Origin of the sequence: Nocardiopsis sp. MT53, from assembly GCF_019598965.1 — a bacterium.
GTDB lineage: Bacteria > Actinomycetota > Actinomycetes > Streptosporangiales > Streptosporangiaceae > Nocardiopsis > Nocardiopsis changdeensis.
In genome coordinates this window covers 1,638,906-1,654,372 of sequence record NZ_CP080599.1, presented here as the reverse complement: position 1 = coordinate 1,654,372, position 15,467 = coordinate 1,638,906, and the positions used below count along the sequence as shown (strand labels likewise).

General features: G+C 75.3%; 16 protein-coding genes. 9 read left to right on the top strand and 7 right to left on the bottom strand.

Going from position 1 to position 15,467, the window contains the following annotated elements; genetic code table 11:
* Nucleotides 1-194 precede the first annotated feature (194 nt).
* Together K1J57_RS07095 and K1J57_RS07090 are read right to left on the bottom strand one after the other, a co-directional pair.
* The gene (locus tag K1J57_RS07095; RefSeq protein WP_220563665.1) at nt 195-995 is read right to left on the bottom strand and encodes a response regulator transcription factor; all 801 of its coding nucleotides are present in this window, start codon (nt 993-995) and stop codon (nt 195-197) included.
* Nucleotides 992-1,876: a sensor histidine kinase gene (locus K1J57_RS07090; RefSeq protein WP_220563664.1), complete on the bottom strand. Its 885-nt coding sequence runs from the start codon at nt 1,874-1,876 to the stop codon at nt 992-994. The genes K1J57_RS07095 and K1J57_RS07090 overlap by 4 nt, the downstream gene beginning before the upstream one ends.
* Before the next feature lie 134 nt (nt 1,877-2,010).
* On the opposite strand from K1J57_RS07090, the gene K1J57_RS07085 reads away from it, so the two are divergent.
* From K1J57_RS07085 to K1J57_RS07075, 3 genes are read left to right on the top strand one after another with little or no spacing between them, the layout of a single operon-like run.
* The gene (locus tag K1J57_RS07085) at nt 2,011-2,730 is read left to right on the top strand and encodes an ABC transporter ATP-binding protein (protein WP_220563663.1); all 720 of its coding nucleotides are present in this window, start codon (nt 2,011-2,013) and stop codon (nt 2,728-2,730) included.
* On the top strand, nt 2,727-3,494 hold the full coding sequence (locus K1J57_RS07080) for an ABC transporter permease (protein ID WP_220563662.1): 768 nt from the start codon (nt 2,727-2,729) through the stop codon (nt 3,492-3,494). Before K1J57_RS07085 ends, K1J57_RS07080 begins: the two co-directional genes overlap by 4 nt.
* A gap of 53 nt (nt 3,495-3,547) precedes the next feature.
* Entirely contained in the window at nt 3,548-4,276 is a 729-nt protein-coding gene (locus K1J57_RS07075) for an ABC transporter permease (protein WP_220563661.1), read from the top strand.
* Nucleotides 4,277-4,290: 14 nt separating this feature from the next.
* Here the strand turns inward: K1J57_RS07075 and K1J57_RS07070 are convergent, their stop codons facing one another.
* Nucleotides 4,291-4,989: a TetR/AcrR family transcriptional regulator gene (locus K1J57_RS07070; protein ID WP_255646871.1), complete on the bottom strand. Its 699-nt coding sequence runs from the start codon at nt 4,987-4,989 to the stop codon at nt 4,291-4,293.
* Between the two features lie 91 nt (nt 4,990-5,080).
* Here K1J57_RS07070 and K1J57_RS07065 point away from each other — a divergent pair, with 91 nt between their 5' ends.
* Both K1J57_RS07065 and K1J57_RS07060 read left to right on the top strand, forming a co-directional pair.
* Nucleotides 5,081-5,797, top strand: a complete 717-nt coding sequence (locus tag K1J57_RS07065; protein ID WP_220563660.1) for an NAD(P)-dependent oxidoreductase — start codon at nt 5,081-5,083, stop codon at nt 5,795-5,797.
* Between the two features lie 31 nt (nt 5,798-5,828).
* Nucleotides 5,829-7,058: a DUF418 domain-containing protein gene (locus K1J57_RS07060; protein WP_220563659.1), complete on the top strand. Its 1,230-nt coding sequence runs from the start codon at nt 5,829-5,831 to the stop codon at nt 7,056-7,058.
* A gap of 9 nt (nt 7,059-7,067) precedes the next feature.
* Here K1J57_RS07060 and K1J57_RS07055 read toward each other — a convergent pair whose 3' ends face one another.
* Nucleotides 7,068-7,976, bottom strand: coding sequence for a serine aminopeptidase domain-containing protein (locus tag K1J57_RS07055; RefSeq protein ID WP_220563658.1), 909 nt, complete (start codon nt 7,974-7,976; stop codon nt 7,068-7,070).
* Between the two features lie 133 nt (nt 7,977-8,109).
* On the opposite strand from K1J57_RS07055, the gene K1J57_RS07050 reads away from it, so the two are divergent.
* A complete protein-coding gene (locus tag K1J57_RS07050) occupies nt 8,110-8,700 on the top strand; it encodes a TetR/AcrR family transcriptional regulator (protein ID WP_220563657.1) in 591 nt (196 codons plus the stop codon).
* 109 nt (nt 8,701-8,809) lie between these two features.
* On the top strand, nt 8,810-9,832 hold the full coding sequence (locus K1J57_RS07045) for a DNA topoisomerase IB (protein WP_220563656.1): 1,023 nt from the start codon (nt 8,810-8,812) through the stop codon (nt 9,830-9,832).
* Nucleotides 9,833-9,873: 41 nt separating this feature from the next.
* Here the strand turns inward: K1J57_RS07045 and K1J57_RS07040 are convergent, their stop codons facing one another.
* On the bottom strand, nt 9,874-10,359 hold the full coding sequence (locus tag K1J57_RS07040; protein ID WP_220563655.1) for a ferritin-like domain-containing protein: 486 nt from the start codon (nt 10,357-10,359) through the stop codon (nt 9,874-9,876).
* Between the two features lie 142 nt (nt 10,360-10,501).
* On the opposite strand from K1J57_RS07040, the gene K1J57_RS07035 reads away from it, so the two are divergent.
* Entirely contained in the window at nt 10,502-11,359 is an 858-nt protein-coding gene (locus tag K1J57_RS07035) for a Rieske 2Fe-2S domain-containing protein (protein ID WP_220563654.1), read from the top strand.
* Nucleotides 11,360-11,538: 179 nt separating this feature from the next.
* Here K1J57_RS07035 and K1J57_RS07030 read toward each other — a convergent pair whose 3' ends face one another.
* Nucleotides 11,539-12,366, bottom strand: a complete 828-nt coding sequence (locus K1J57_RS07030) for a metallophosphoesterase (protein ID WP_220563653.1) — start codon at nt 12,364-12,366, stop codon at nt 11,539-11,541.
* A 317-nt stretch (nt 12,367-12,683) separates the two neighbouring features.
* Between K1J57_RS07030 and K1J57_RS07025 the strand changes: the two genes are divergently transcribed.
* Complete coding sequence (locus K1J57_RS07025) at nt 12,684-12,926, top strand: PLDc N-terminal domain-containing protein (RefSeq protein WP_220563652.1); 243 nt, start codon at nt 12,684-12,686, stop codon at nt 12,924-12,926.
* Nucleotides 12,927-12,991: 65 nt separating this feature from the next.
* Here the strand turns inward: K1J57_RS07025 and K1J57_RS07020 are convergent, their stop codons facing one another.
* On the bottom strand, nt 12,992-15,442 hold the full coding sequence (locus tag K1J57_RS07020; protein ID WP_220563651.1) for an MMPL family transporter: 2,451 nt from the start codon (nt 15,440-15,442) through the stop codon (nt 12,992-12,994).
* Nucleotides 15,443-15,467 lie beyond the last annotated feature (25 nt).

Below are 15,467 nucleotides of genomic sequence, written 5' to 3'. Positions count from 1 at the left end.
CGGCCCGGGCACACCGGGACGTGTCCCCGGGGGAGGAACGGAAGCGGGAGCGGTTCCGGGGGGTCGGGGCCGTTCGCGTCCGCGGCGGACCGGGTTCGGCGGGCGAGAACCCGGATCCCTGGTCAGAGGCAAGAATAGTGTGCCTCGGAAGGGTTATCGGACACGGGGCGTGGTGAACACGGGCACTGTCCGTTTCACGGTGTCCGGCGGGTGTGCGGATCGGAACGCCGCTCGGGGCGGGAGGACCGGCCCGCCGGGTCCGGTCCCGGGGTGCCGGCCCGGACGAGGCCGTGCTCGTAGGCCGCGATGACGAGCTGGGCCCGGTCGCGTGCGTGCAGCTTGGCGAGCAGGTGCCCGATGTGGGTCTTGACGGTGCCGATGGAGATGGTCAGGGCCGCGGCGATGTCCTGGTTGGACAGGCCGCGCCCCACCAGGGTCAGCACCTCCGTCTCGCGCGCGGTGAGCACCCGCGGCCCCTGCCCGGCCGGGGGCGCGGGCCGGTCCACGTAGTGGGCGACGAGCCGGGTGAGGATGTCCGGGGCGAACAGCGACTCGCCCGCGTGGGTGCGCGCGACCGCGTCGACCAGCCGGGCCGGTTCGGCGTCCTTGAGCAGGAACCCGCTGGCCCCCGCGCCCAGCGCGGCGCGGACGTACTCGTCCAGCTCGAACATGCTGAGCACGAGGACGCGGGTGGCGGCCAGGTCCGGGTGGCCGGTGATGCGCCGGGTCGCCTCGATGCCGTCGCCGCCCGGCATGCGGATGTCCATCAGCACGATGTCCGGGCGCAGTTCCACCGCCCGCTCGAACGCGCCCTCCCCCGTGTCGGCCTCGCCGACGACGCCGAGCCCGGGGGCGCCGTCGATGATCAGCCGGAGGCTGTGGCGGATGAGCGGCTGGTCGTCGGCGACCAGCACGCGGACCGGGCCGCCGTCCGCCCGCCCGTCGTCCGCCCGTCCACGGTCGGCCGGGCCGCCGTTCCCCGGTCCGCCGGTCATCGGCCCTCCCCGTCCGGAACGGTCGCGGTGAGCCGGAACCCGCGCCCGGTGCGCTCGGCGCGCACCGTGCCGCCGAGCAGGGCGACGCGTTCGCGCAGGCCGGTGATGCCCCGGCCGGTCCCCGGGTGGGGCCGCCAGTCGGGGGCGGGGCCGTCGTCCTCGACCGCGACCACGACCGCGCCGCCCCGGCGGAGCACGGTGACACGGGCGGGCACGGGCCCCGCGTGGCGGGCGGTGTTGGCCAGCCCCTCGCGGACCACCGCGCACACGGTGAGCTGCGCGCCCGCCGACACCTCCCCGGTCCCGCCCAGGTCCAGGACGGCGGCGACCCCGCCGCGGCGCGCCGACTCGACGATGGCGGGCAGGTCGCGCAGGGTCTCGGCCGGGCGCAGCCGGGCCGGCTCGGCCTCCTCACCCGGGGTCCGCAGCACGGTGAGCATGCGGCGCAGTTCGGTCGTGGCCTCCCGGCCCGCCCGTTCGATGTCGGCCAGCGCCCGTACGCGCTCCGCCTCGCCCTCCGGGCCGGCCGCGGTGCGCGCCGCCGCGGCGCGGACGGTGATCAGCCCGAGCCCGTGGGAGGCCAGGTCGTGCAGGTCGCGGGCGATGCGCAGGCGCTCGGTCTGGGCGGCGCGCTCGGCCGCCCACAGGGTCAGCGCGTCCTCGTGGGCACGCCGCCGCCGGCGGGAGTGCAGCACGGCCCAGACGACGACCGCCGCGGCGGAGGCGGCGATGGCGCACACCCCGGCCAGTGCCAGGACGCGGGGCTCCGCGCCGGTGGAGGCCAGCGCGAGGGCGAGCAGGGCCAGGGCGGCGGACGCGACCGCTCCGGCGCGGGAGCGCAGCACGGGGCGGTCCGCCACCGCCTCCTGTGTCCGTTCCATCCGGCCGAGTCTAGGTTCCGCGGCCGCCGCCGCACATCCGACCACGGTCGGAGCGACCCGGGGAGGAGCCGGGGCGCGCAAGACCCGCCCCCGGTCCGATGGCGGGGACCGGCGCGGCCGCTGGAATGGCGGGCATGATCACGATCGAACAGCTCACCAAGCGCCGGGGCCGACGCCCCGTCCTGGACGGGGTCGGGTTCGAGGCCCGCCCCGGCCGGGTGACGGCGTTCCTCGGGCCCAACGGCGCGGGCAAGTCCTCCACCCTCCGCATCCTGCTCGGCCTGGACCGCGCCGACGGCGGCACGGCCCTGGTCGGGGGCCGCCCCTACCGGAGCCTGCGCGATCCGCTGCGCACGGTCGGCTCGATGCTCGACGGCTCTGGCGCGCACCGCTCCCGCACGGCCCGGGCCCATCTGGCGTGGGTCGCGCGCAGCAACGGCATCCCCCGGCGCAGGGTCGGCGAGGTGCTGGAACAGGTCGGCCTGGCGGACTCCGGGCGGGTGCGGGTGGGCCGGTACTCCCTGGGCATGGGCCAGCGCCTGGGCCTGGCCACCGCGCTGTTGGGCGAGCCGGAGGCGCTGGTGCTGGACGAGCCGGTCAACGGCCTGGACCCGGAGGGCATCCGGTGGATGCGCGGCCTGCTGCGCGGCCACGCCGAGGCCGGGGGCACGGTGCTGCTGTCCAGCCACCTGATGGGGGAGGTCGCCGGGATCGCCGACGACCTCGTGGTCATCGCCGGGGGCCGGATCGCCGCGCGGGGGACGCTGGACGAGGTCACCGCCGGCCACCCGAGCCTGGAGGACGCCTTCTTCGCCCTCACGGGGGCCGCGGGTGCGGGGGAGGCCGGGAGATGAGGTCCGTGGGAATCCTCGGCGCCGAGCTGCGCAAGGCCGCCTCCCTGCCCGCGACAGGGGTGGCCGTGCTGGTGGCGCTGCTGGGCTCGGCCCTGATCACGCTGCTCAACGCCCTCTCCGCCCGGTCCGGCACGGAGGGCCTGACGTCGCCGTTCGAGGTCGGCTACGCGGCCGTTCCGCTGGGCACCGTCGGCGCGGTCGTGCTCGGTGTGGTCGTCGTCAGCAGCGAGTACACCTCGAACAGCCCCGACGCGGGCGGCGGCCGCCAGATCACCGCGACGCTGGCCGCGGTCCCGTCCCGGGTGCGCCTGCTCCTGGCCAAGGCCCTGACCGTGGTCCTGGCGGTCGCCGCGACCGCCGCGGTCACCATCCCCGCGAGCGTAGGCGTCGCCCGCCTCGTGATCGGTGGCGACGCCGCCGAGACCGTGACCCCGGAGGAGATGCTGCACCGTTTCCTGGGGGCGACGCTCTACTGGGTGCTCACGGGGCTGATCGCCTTCGCGATCACGGTGCTGACCCGCAGCGGGGTCGTCCCGCTCATCGTCCTCATCGTGAACAGCTCCCTGGTCTCGTTCTCACTGCTGCTCACGCGCCTGACGCCGCTCGCGCACTGGCTGCCGGACATGGCGGGGCGCCGCCTCTTCGGCGGGCTGGGCACGGTCGAGGGCGGACTGGACGCGGTGCCCGGGGCGCTCGTGATGGCGGCCTGGACGCTGGGGCTGCTGGTGGTGGCCGCCGCTGTGTTCTCCCGGCGGGACGCGTGAGCGCGGCCGTGCGCGGGGCGGCGCACCCGCGGGTACACGCCCCGGTGTCCCCGATGGCGCGCCTGTACGGGGTCACCGCCGCCGAGCTCGCCAAACTGGGCACCCTGCCCGCCGCCGTGGCGTCGGCCGTCGCCACGGTCCTGGTGGGGGCGGTGATCACCGCGGCCCTGGCGGCGTACGCCGCCGACCGGGGGAGCGCGGGCTCCCCGGTGGCCGCGGTGGTCCAGGCGGTCCCGTACGTGCAGGCGGGCCTGGTCCTGGTCGGGGTCTGGGCCGCCGCCCACGAGTACGCGGGGGCGCAGATCCGGACGTCCCTGGTGGCGGTCCCGGGCCGCGGGCTGCTGCTGGCGGGCAAGACCGCGGCGGCGCTGGCCGCGGTGGCGCTCACCGCCGCGGCGACCGTCGGCGCGGGCACGGCGGCGGCCGCGGTGACCGGCCGCCTGCTCGGCGCGGGGCCCGTCTGGGAGAGCGCCGACCCGCGCACCGCCCTGGGCGCGGCGGTCCACCTGGCACTGCTGGGCCTGCTCTCCCACACCGTCGCGCTGCTGCTGCGGCACCTGGTCCCGGCGCTGGTCGGGATGCTGTCCCTGGTCCTGATCGCCTCCCCGCTGCTGGGCGGGCTCACCGAGCACGCCCGCTGGCTGCCGGACCGGGCGGGGGCGCTGCTGTTCGACCCGTCCGACACCGTGCTCACCGGGGCCACGGGAGCGCTCGTGCTGCTGGGGTGGATCGCGCTGGCCGGCTGCGCCGCCGCGGTCCGGTTCGCGCGCAGCGACCCCTGACCGCGGGGGCGGCGCTACCTCCGGTCGCCGCCGTCCCCGCGCCCGTCCGCCGCCGGCGCCTCGTCGGGGCGGAGGGCGCCGAGGATGAGCGAGAGCCCGAACGCGAAGTCCTCGTCGGGGTCGTAGTCCTCGGCCAGGGCCTGGGCCGCGATGACCTCGGCCAGGTGCGGGTGGGACTCGGCCAGGGGGCCGTCCAGGATGCCGCCCGCGACCTCGGCCAGGCTCTCGCGGTCGGTGAAGGGCAGGCTCAGCTCCTGCATGACGAACCCGTACACGTAGCTGTCGATCAGGGACACCGCGCGCACGGCCAGGCCCACGGAGAAGCCCTGGGAGCGCAGGACGCCCAGGACGGTGTCGTGGTGGCGCAGCGTCGCCGGGCCGGGGTCGGTGCGGGAGTCCAGCAGGCCCACCGCCCAGGGGTGGCGGCGCAGCGCGGCGCGGGCGGAGGCGGCGCGGTCGCGCACGGCGGACCGCCAGTCCGAGGCGGGGCCGGGGAGGTCGATCTCGGCGAACACCGCGTCGACCATCCCGTCGAGGAGGGCCTCGCGGTTGGCCACGTGATTGTAGAGCGACATCGCCTCGACGCCCAGCCGGCCGGCGACGGCCCGCATGGTGACCCCGGCCCCGCCCTTCTCGTCGGCCAGGGCGGTCGCGGCGGCGATGACGCGCTCCCGGCTCAGCCGGGGGTGCCTGGGGCGTCCGCGTTCGGCCAATGTGCCTCCTCGGGCCTTGCCAAAACTTACGAGGTAAGTCTAACGTTACTTACACCGTAAGTCAGTGCAGTGGTGCGAGGGGAGCAGGGCCATGCGGAAGGTGTGCGTCATCGGGGCCTCGGGCAAGCTCGGGCGGTACATGGTCGGGCACGCCCTGGACCGGGGGTACGAGGTGGTGGGCGTCTGCCGCGAGCGCAGCGTCCCCAAGCTCGCGGACTTCGCCGACCGGATCACCGTCGTCCCCGGGGACACGAACGACCGGGAGGTGGTCCGTCGGGCGGTCGCCGGGTGCGACGGGGTGCTGACCGTGCTGGTGCCCTGGGGCGTCCGGCAGTACTCGTCGGGCACGGCGCAGGCGGTGCTCGACTTCGCCGAACCCGGTGCGCGGCTGGTCTTCTCCTGCGGCTGGCACGTCGCCCGGGACGGGCGGGACCGCTACACCCGGCGGTTCCGGGCGACCGTCCGCGTGGTCACCGTGCTGGCCCGCCTGCTGCGCGCCGTCGAGGTCGACGACCAGGTGGAGGCCGCCCGCCGGATCTTCGCCAGCGACCGGAGGTGGACCCTGGTCCGGGGGAGCGACCTGGAGGAGGGCGAGAGCCAGGGGCTGCCGGTGTGGAGCCGCCACGTGGGCGACCCGGTGCTCGCGAGCAACCTGACCCGGCGGGTGGACTTCGCCCTGTTCATGGTGGCGGCGCTCACCGACGACACGCTGGTCGGCGAGGCCCCGGCCATCGTGGGGCGCCTTACTCCCAGCGCCCTGGCGCACGCGGCCGACGGCGGCTCCCCGGCCGGGCACGGGGCCCCGTAGGCCCGGCGCCGGCGCACACGGAGACGACACCATGGCCGACCACGCACCCGCGCCCCGTTCCGGCGGACGCGCTCCCGCCCCCGACCTCGCCCGCGGGGTCATGCTCCTGCCCATCGCCCTGGCCAACGTGCCGTGGTTCCTCTTCGGAGCGGTGACCTCCGGCGTCGGCGCCCACCGCACGGGCGCCACCGGGGCCGACGCCCTGTGGCAGACCGTCGCGATCGTCGCGGTCGACGGGCGGAGCTATCCGCTCTTCGCCTTCCTCTTCGGCTACGGCCTGTGGCAGCTCTACGCCCGGCGGCAGGGGAGGGCGCCGGACGGCGCCCCGGCGCTCCGCCTGCTCCGGTCGCGTCACCTCTGGATGATCGCCTTCGGCGCGGTCCACGCCGCGCTGCTCTGGTCCGGCGACGTCCTGGGCGCCTACGGCCTCGTCGGCCTGGTCGTGACCGGGCTGTTCCTGCGCCGCGCGAGCGGGACCCTCGTGGCGTGGGCCGCGGGGCTCGCCTGCCTGCTGGGCCTCGCGGCGGCGGCCGCCGTGGTGGCGGCCGCCGTCACGGCCCACGGACCGGCCCCGTCGCCGGGGGCGGTGCCGCAGCTCGCCGGGATCACGCCGTACGCCGCGTCGGTCCTGCCGCGGCTGGGGATGTGGGCCGTCGTGACCGTGGGGCAGGGGCTGCTCGGCCTCGTGGTGCCGATCGCGGTCCTGGTCGCGATCGTCTGCGCCCGGCACCGGGTGCTGGAGGAGCCGGGGGCGCACCGGCCGCTGCTGGTGCGCACGGCGATCCTCGGCATCGCGGCAGGATGGGCCGGGGCCGCCCCGTCCGCCCTGGTCCACCACGGCGTGTGGGACCTCCCCGAGTGGGCGCCGGTCATGCTCAACGGGTTCACCGGGCTGTTCGCCGGACTCGGCTACGCGGCGCTGATCGCCCTCGTCGCGGCGCGGGTCACGGCCTCCCGCGAGCCCGGCCCGCTCGTGTCCGCGCTGACGGCCACGGGCCGCAGGTCCCTGTCCTGCTACCTGTTCCAGTCCGCGGTCTTCGCGCCCGTGCTGTGCGCCTGGGGGCTGGGGCTCGGCGGCGTCCTCACGCAGTGGCAGGCCGCCCTGCTGGCGGTCGCGACCTGGCTCGTGTCGGTGGCCCTGGCGGCCGCCCTGGAACGGGCGGGGCGGCACGGCCCCGCCGAGCGGCTGCTGCGGACCCTCGCCCGCGGGCGCGCGCCCGCGGCCCCGGCGGAGCCGGCGGGGTCCGCGGGGCCGGGGTGAGGCCGCCGGTCACCCCCGGGATTCGAGGCGGCCCAGCGGGGACCCCTCCAGGGCCGCGCACTCCCGCTTCCAGGACTCGTGCTCGACGCCGAGCGCGTCGCGCAGGTAGGCCGTGGTCAGGCGCTGTAGCAGCGCCACCCGCTCCGGGGACTCGTCGGTCGTCTCCGCCGCGCCGTACCCCGACACCCCGCCCAGGGAGTGGTGCGCGCCGGACAGTGTCAGCAGGCTCTTGCGTCCCGGGCTCAGGTGGTAGGCGTCGGTCCACCAGTCCGGTCCCCGCACGGAGAGCCGTGAGTGGTCGTCGTCCCCGGCCACGACCAGGGCGGGGGTCGCCATCCCGGCGAAGTCCGGGTTCATGAACGGGAAGTGCTCTGCGGCGAACGGTGTGAGGTCGTCCCCGCCGCGCCCGGCCGCCGCGAGCAGTACGCCCGCCCCGACCCGCGGGTCGGCCAGGTCCTCGCCGGGCACGCCGTCGGCGTCCAGCACCCGCGCGCCCAGCAGGGTCCCGGCCGTCTGAGCTCCCCAGGAGTGGCCCGCGACGGCGACGCGGCCGCGGTCCGACCGCCCGGCCAGTCCGGGGACGGCGGCCTCCAGTGCGTCGAGGCCGTCCAGGACCCGGACGAGGTCGTCCACGCGGATGCGCCAGATCTCGGGGGTGCGGGGGTCGTCGGGGGCGAGTCCCAGCCTCCGGGAGTCGAGGTGGGTGGGCCGGACCACGACGAACCCGTGCGCGGCCCAGTGGTCGGCCAGCGGCGCGTAGCCGTCCATGGACTCCCCGAACCCGTGCGAGAAGACGACGACCGGCAGGGGGCCGTCGCCCGTGGCGGGCGCGGAGACGCGGACGTGCAGGTCCACGCCGCGCCCGGGGGCGGGGAGGACGACGGGTCCGACGGAGATGACCGGGGTGGGGCCGCTCATGGTGATTCCCTTCGGCGGGCACGGCGGAGAGGCCCTCGTCCGTGCCACAATGAACAAGCGGAACGTTGCTCCGGTTGAATATACGGAACAGTGCTCCGTTTAACAAGGCCGTGCGGAGAAGGGGCGGAGAACAGTGGCGGACCGGGAACAGGGCGGCGGAGCGCCGCGCAGGCGGGCCGACGCCCGGCGCAACGAGCAGGTCCTGCTGGACGCCGCGGCCGCCGTCTTCGTCGAGTCCGGCGTCGACGCCCCCGTGCGCGCGATCGCCGCCCGCGCGGGCGTCGGCATGGGCACCGTCTACCGCCACTTCCCGACCCGCGCCGACCTGGTCACCGCCGTCTACCGCCACCAGATCGAGGCCTGCGCCGAGGCCGGCCCCCGGCTACTGGCCACCGCCGACACCCCCCACGACGCGCTGGTGGAGTGGGCGGGGCTCTTCGTGGGGTTCCTGGTCACCAAACACGGCCTCGCCGCCGCCATGCAGGGCGACAGCGCCGGGTTCCAGGCCCTGCACGCCTCCTTCCTGGACCGGCTCGTGCCCGTCTGCGAGGAGATCCTCCGCGCGGCGGCCGACGCCGGCCAGCTCACCGCCGGGATCGGCGCCTACGAGCTGATGCGCGCCATCGGCAACCTCTGCGCCGGCGCCGAGACCGACCCCGACTACGACGCCGAGCGCATGGTCGGGATCCTCCTGGCCGGCCTCCGCGCCCCCCGCGGGGACTGACCGCCGCAGCGGACACGCCTCCCGGGCGGTCCTGGGCGCCCGGCGCGGGTATCAGGGTTCGACGGGGCCCGTCCGCACGGGACGGGACCGGGAGCACGAAGGGGGCGCCATGGGGATCGAGCGCAGCGACCCGGGCACCGCGGGCATCACGCGTGTCCGGCGCGGGCGCGGCTTCCGCTACTACGGCCCCGGGGGCGAGCCGGTGACCGACGAGGCACTGGTGCGGCGGATCAAGGGGCTCGTCGTGCCGCCCGGCTGGCACGACGTGTGGATCTGCCCCTCCCCGGACGGCCACATCCAGGCGTGCGGCACCGACGACGCCGGGCGGCGCCAGTACATCTACCACCCGGAATGGCGGCGCAGGCGCGAGGAGGCCAAGTACGACGACATGCTGGGCCTCGCCGAAGCGCTGCCCCGGATCAGGCGGACGGCGGACCGCCACCTGGACCTGCGCGGCCTGGTGCGCGAACGCGTCCTGGCCGCGGCGGTCCGGCTGGTCGACCTCGGGCTCCTGCGGGCCGGAGGGGACGAGTACGCCGCCCGCAACGACTCCTACGGGGTGGCCACCCTGCTGCGCGAGCACGTGCACCGCACCCGCGGCACGGCCGTGTTCGAGTTCCCCGCCAAGGCGGGCCGGTGCCGGAGGTTCGAGTGCTCCGAACCCGGGGTCGTCCGCGTGGTCGCCTCGCTCCAGCGCGCCCGCTCCCCGGGCCAGGACCTCTTCGCCTACCGCGTGGAGGGCGGCTGGCACGACGTGGCCGACGGCGACCTCAACGCCTACCTGCGCGAGATCACCGGGGAGGACCACACCGTCAAGGAGTTCCGCACCTGGCACGCCACGGTCCTGGCCGCCGTCGGCGTCGCGGTGGCGCGCCCCGCCGACGGCGGAGGGGTGTCCGACGGGCTGCGGGCCCACGTGGTCCGCGAGGTGGCCCACCGCCTCGGCAACACCGAGGCGGTGGCCCGCGACTCCTACATCGACCCCAGGGTCTTCCGCCTCGGTGAGCGCGGCGTGACGGTCGCGGACGCGCTGCCCGACCTGGGGGAGGGGGTCCGCGCCGGGGAGCTCGCCACCCAGGGGGGAGTGGAGGAGGCCGTGCTGCGCATGCTGCGCGAGCACGGGGACGGGTGAGGGGCCGCCGTCCCGCGGACGGCGGCCCCTCCCACCCCCGGCTACGCGTCGGCGTCGGCGAGCGCGCCGCGGACGGCGTGCGGGAGCTTCTCCTCCAGGAAGCGCGCCATGGCCTCCTCCTCCCGGAGGATGCCGGTCAGCCTCTCGGCGATCCCCACCTCGCCGAGCTCCCGGGCGGCGACGATGAGCGCCTTGTAGCAGGCGATCTCGAAGTGCTCGGCCGCGTAGTCGGCCAGCGAGTTCTTGACCAGGGTGTCCTTCGCCGGCCTGTTCGCCATCCCCTGGACGGCGCCCATCATCTCGGCGAAGACGGACTTGACCTTGGAGACCTTCCCGCCCAGCGACTGCACACAGGACTCGACCGTCTCCGCCTGGCGGCGGGTCTCCTCCAGGTGGCGCTGGATCCGCGCGTGCACCTCGGGCTCGCCCTCGGCGTCCTTGAGGTGGCGCTCCAGGGTCTCCTCCAGAGACCGCTCCATCGCGTAGGCGTCGTTGAGCCAGTCGATCAGCCGCTCGCGGCTCGTCATCGCGTAACTCCCGTCCCGTTCGTCGGTCCGCTTCGTCTTCCAAGCCCGGCGACTACCCCGCGGCGGATCCGGCAAACGGCGTGCCGGTCGGGGCCCCGGGACCTGATGCGTGGGGCGCGGCCGAACGGGTAGTCGCCCGCCCATGAGACTCGGTGAACGCATCCGCAGGATCGAACGCGAGGACCGCCTGGACCCGGCGGTCTCCCGCCTGGCGGGGATCGCCGAACGCCTCCCCGCCGGGAAGGCGCGCGACCTCCTGCACGGGGTACCGCTCGGGCACCCCGTCCACCCCATCGCGGTGCACCTGCCGATCGGCACCTGGACCGCGGCGGTCCTGCTCGACGTGCTGCCGGGCGGGAACCGGCGCGCGTCCCGCCTGCTGATCGGGACGGGCATCCTCGCCGCCCTCCCTGCCGCGGTGGCGGGACTGGCCGACTGGTCGCGGCTGCACGAGCGGCAGCGGCGCGTAGGGGCGGTGCACGCGGCCGCCAACGGCGCGGCCACCCTGCTCTTCGGGGTGTCCCTGCTGTCCCGGCTGCGCGGACGCGAGGGCTGGGGCGTGGCCCTGGGCCTGGCCGGGGCGGGCGCGGTGGGCCTGGGCGGCCTGCTCGGCGGGCACCTCTCCTACTACCGGGCGAGCGGCGCCAACAGCGCCGACGCCCTGATCGACCTGGTGCCCGAAGGCTGGAGCGACCTGGGGCCGCTGGACGGCTTCCCGGAGGGGAGCCCGGGCCGGGCGGACGCCGACGGCGTCCCCGTCGTGGTGGTACGGGAGGGGGAGTCGGTGTCCGCCCTGCTGGGCGCCTGCCCCCACATGGGGGCGCCCCTGGCGGAGGGGGACCTGGTCGACGGGTGCATCCGCTGCCCGTGGCACGGGAGCGAGTTCCGGGTGGAGGACGGGAGCGTCGTCCACGGGCCCGCGACCGCCGCACCGGAGGTCCTGGAGACGTCCGTGGTGGAGGGCCGGCTGATGGTCCGCTCCCCCGCGGCCCGCTACTAGGCCGTGCTCTTCGGACCTCCGCCGCGCTTCGGCCCGCCCGTCGAGTGGCGGAAGGTCCTCAACGGACGGCCTACGGCCACAGGCCTCCCTTGAGGACCGCTCCTCCGGAACCCCGCCGGGCGCCTCACGACCCCCGGCCACACCGGACGGCGTTCCCGAAGGTCCCTGGGCGGCCGGGGTCAGCCGTCCGACCGCTCGGCGCCGACCTCGTAGAGGGGCTCGGTGCCCGCGGGCACCAGTGAGACGGAGGAGGCCACCACCGTGTCCGGGTACACGTCGACCCGGGTGAAGGCCGATCCGGCCAGCCCGCGGGTGACGTTCTCCGGGCCGAGCGCGTCGCCCGTGTAGGCGAGCGCCCCCGAGATCCACGCCGGGATCCCGGCGAAGGCCCCGGCGGCCGGGTGGTGCGCGTGCCCGGACAGCACCATGCGCACATCACCACCGCGCAGGACGTCGGCGAGCTTCTCGGGGGAGCGCAGCCCCAGCGGGTCCATCAGGGGCAGCGGCGAGGGGATCGGGGAGTGGTGCAGGCCCAGGATCGTGCCCTCGGGCGCCGGGGAGGCCAGCTCCTCGCGCAGCCACTCCAGCTGCTCCTCCCCGAGCTCGCCGTGGTGGTGGCCGGGCACCGTGCTGTCCAGGACGATGATCCGCAGGCCGCCGATCCGGTGGACGTAGTACAGGGGCGCGTCGGATCCGGGTTCGTTCAGCAGGCCCGCGCGCAGCGCACCGCGCTCGTCGTGGTTGCCCATCATGTACAGAGCCGGAACGCCCAGGCGCTCCGCCACGGGCTCGACCGCCTCGCGCAGGATCCCGTAGGAGCGCGGGTCGCCCTCGTCGGCGAGGTCGCCGGACAGCAGCAGGGCGGCGAGGGGGATCCCCGCCTCCTCGACGGACCGCAGCGCCGCCGCCAGGTGGCCGACCGTGTCCTGGGTGCCGTGCAGGGGCTCGCCCGCGCCGACGATGTGGACGTCGCTGAGCTGGATGATGGTGTGGACGGGAGAGGGCATGGGCCACCGCCGTGGATGCTCGTTCCGTGAGACCGGCCGTTCCCGGCGTCTCGTTGCACACCTCAGCGTCGGCGACCCCGGTGAACGCCGGATGACGGCGGCCCGGCGGCGGGCGAATGCCCGTCGACCCCCGTGTGGCCGTTTCCCCGACACCGACGAAAGTCGGCCGGACCCCCGACGAAGATCACCGGCCCGGGCCCTCGGCGCCGCCGAAGGCGACATCCGGAAGCGTTCCGCCGGCGGATGTGCCGGCGCGGGCCGGAAACCTAGCATCGGAGGTGTTCCGGCGCGGTCGTGCCGGGCGGAAGGGAAGGGACATGGACATGCTCACCCTGGCACAGGCGCTCCCCGGCGAGACGGCGCTGGCCGCGTTCGGACTCACCGCCGCACTGCTGGTGGCGGCGGCCGCGGTCGTGTTCGTCGTCGCCGCGGTGATCAGCATCATCGCCTCCCGGACCGACGGCGGAATGAAGCTCGTGTGGCTGGTCCTCGTGGTCGTCGCCCCCTTCATCGGGTCCGCGCTGTGGTTCCTCGTGGGCCGCAGGCGCGTCCCCGCCTGACCGCCCCGCGACGAACGGCCCGGACACGCCCCGCGGGGCATGTCCGGGCCGTTCGGCTTCGCAGGTCAGCCGCGGACCGCGGCGCTGTCCGCCGGCTCCCGCTCGGAGCCCGGCTCCTCACCGCCCTCACCGGCGTGCAGGTGGCGGGTCTCCAGGGCGGCGCCCTCCACGTCGATGTCGGGCAGCAGCCGGTCGAGCCACCTGGGCAGCCACCAGGCGGCGTCGCCGGCCAGGTGCATGAGCGCGGGCACCAGCAGCATCCGCACCACGAACGCGTCGATGAGCACGCCGAAGGCCAGGGCGAACCCGATCGAGCTGATCATCACCGAGTGCGAGAACACGAACCCGCCGAACACCGAGATCATGATGATCGCCGCGGCCGTCACCACCGAGCGCCCGGCCCGGAAGCCCTGCACCACGGCGGTGCGGGAGGGCGCGCCGTGCACGTACGCCTCGCGCATGCCCGTCCCGATGAACAGCATGTAGTCCATCGCCAGGCCGAAGAGGATCCCGGCCAGGATCGTCGGCAGGAAGTTCAGCACCGGCCCGCTGTTCTCCAGCCCGATGAGGCCGCCCAGCCACCCCCACTGGTAGACGGCCACCACGCCGCCGAGCGAGGCGAAGAACGACAGGATGAACCCGAGCGTGGCCACGACCGGCACGAACACCGACCGGAACACCAGCAGCAGGATCACCAGGGACATGCCCACGACCACCGTCAGGTAGGTCGGCAGCGCGTCGTTGAGGGTCTCGGAGATGTCGATGTTGCCGCTGGCCACGCCCGCGACGCCGAGCGTCCCGGTGCCCTTGATGGGCTCCAGCTCGCGAAGGTCGTGGACGAGCTGCTCGGTGGACTCGCTGGTGGGGCCCTCGACCGGGACCACCTGGAAGGCGGCGTACGTGAAGTCGTCGGAGAACGCGATGGGCGCCAGGGCCGCCACGTCGTCGAAGTCGTAGATCTTCTCGGCGACCGTGATCTGGTCCATCTGCGCGTTCAGCTCGGCGGTCTCCTCGTCCGGGCCGCCGGTCAGCCGGGCGATCACCAGCAGGGTGCCGTTGGCGCCCTCGCCGAACTCCTCCTCCACGATCGTGTAGGCCCGGTACTGGGTGGAGTCGGTGGACTCGGAGGAGCCGTCGGGCATGCCCAGCCGCAGGTCGAGGGCGGGCAGGGCGACCACCACGAGGGCGGCCACGGCGACGGCGGCCCGCAGCAGCGCCCGGCCGGTCGACATCGGACGCACCGTCTCCGCCGCGGTCGCCCCGCCGGACGCCCGCTCGGCGAGACGGGCGCGCTCGCGGCGGGACAGGATGCGCTCGCCGCGCAGCGACAGCAGCGCCGGGACCAGGGTGACCGCGACGACCACCGCGACGGCGATGGCCAGCGCGCCCATGGTGCCCATGAGCCCCAGGAACCCGATACCGGTCAGGTTCAGGCCCAGCAGGGCGATGAGCACGGTCGTCCCGGCGAAGACCACGGCGTTGCCCGCGGTCCCGTTGGCCAGGCCGATGGACTCCCCGACCTCCACGCCCTGCTTGAGCTGGCGGCGGTGGCGGTTGATGATGAACAGCGCGTAGTCGATGCCCACGGCCAGGCCCAGCATCAGGCCCAGGATCGGGGTCACCGACGCCATCTCCAGCACCCCCGACAGCGACATCGCGATCAGGGTGGCGATGCCGACGCCGACCAGGGCGGTCAGCAGCGGCAGGCCCGCGCCCACCAGGGTGCCCAGCATGACCACCAGGACCACGGCGGCCACGACCAGGCCGACCACCTCGGCCGGACCGAACAGGGCGGGCAGGCTCTGGGCCAGGTCGCTGTTGAAGTCCACCGTGGTGCCGGGGACCGGGTGGTCCTCGAAGACCGCCATCACGGCGTCGCGGGTCTCCTGGGAGACGTCCATCTGCTCCGCGGTGAACGAGACCATGACCTGGGCGGTGTCGCCGTCCTCGGAGACCATGCCGACGCCGGAGGACATCTCCATGAGGGCCTCGCCGCCCTCGATCATCTCCATGCCGGCGTCGATCTCCGCCTGCTGGCCGTCGAAGAACTCCTCCGACTGCTCCAGCATCCCGGCGGCCTCGGCCGCCTCGCGGCCCGCGTCGAGCTCGGCCTGTCCGGCCTCGATCTCCTCGCGGTTCTCCTCGAGCTCCCGGACCCCCTCGGCGCGCTCGGCCTCGGTGGCGAACGGGTCGACCGCGTCCGCGACCCCGGGGACCTCCGCGACCTGTTCGGCGCGGTCGGCGATCGCCTCGCGCTGCTCCTCGGTGAACTCCGAGCCGTCCTCGGTCTGGTAGATGGCGGCCCCCGAGCCGCCGGCCAGGTCCGAGAACTCCGCGGCGCGGAGCTGGTTCACCTCGTCGGTGGGCGTCCCGGGGATGGAGAAGCCGCCCTCCAGCTCACCGGAGAAGAGGAAGAACGCGGCGCCGGACGCCATGAGCAGTGCCAGCCAGACGGCGATGACGGTGCGTGCGCGGTGCGCGCACGCCCGTCCGAGTCTGTAGAGGAGTTCAGCCATTGAGTGTGCCTTCACAGAAAAGGGG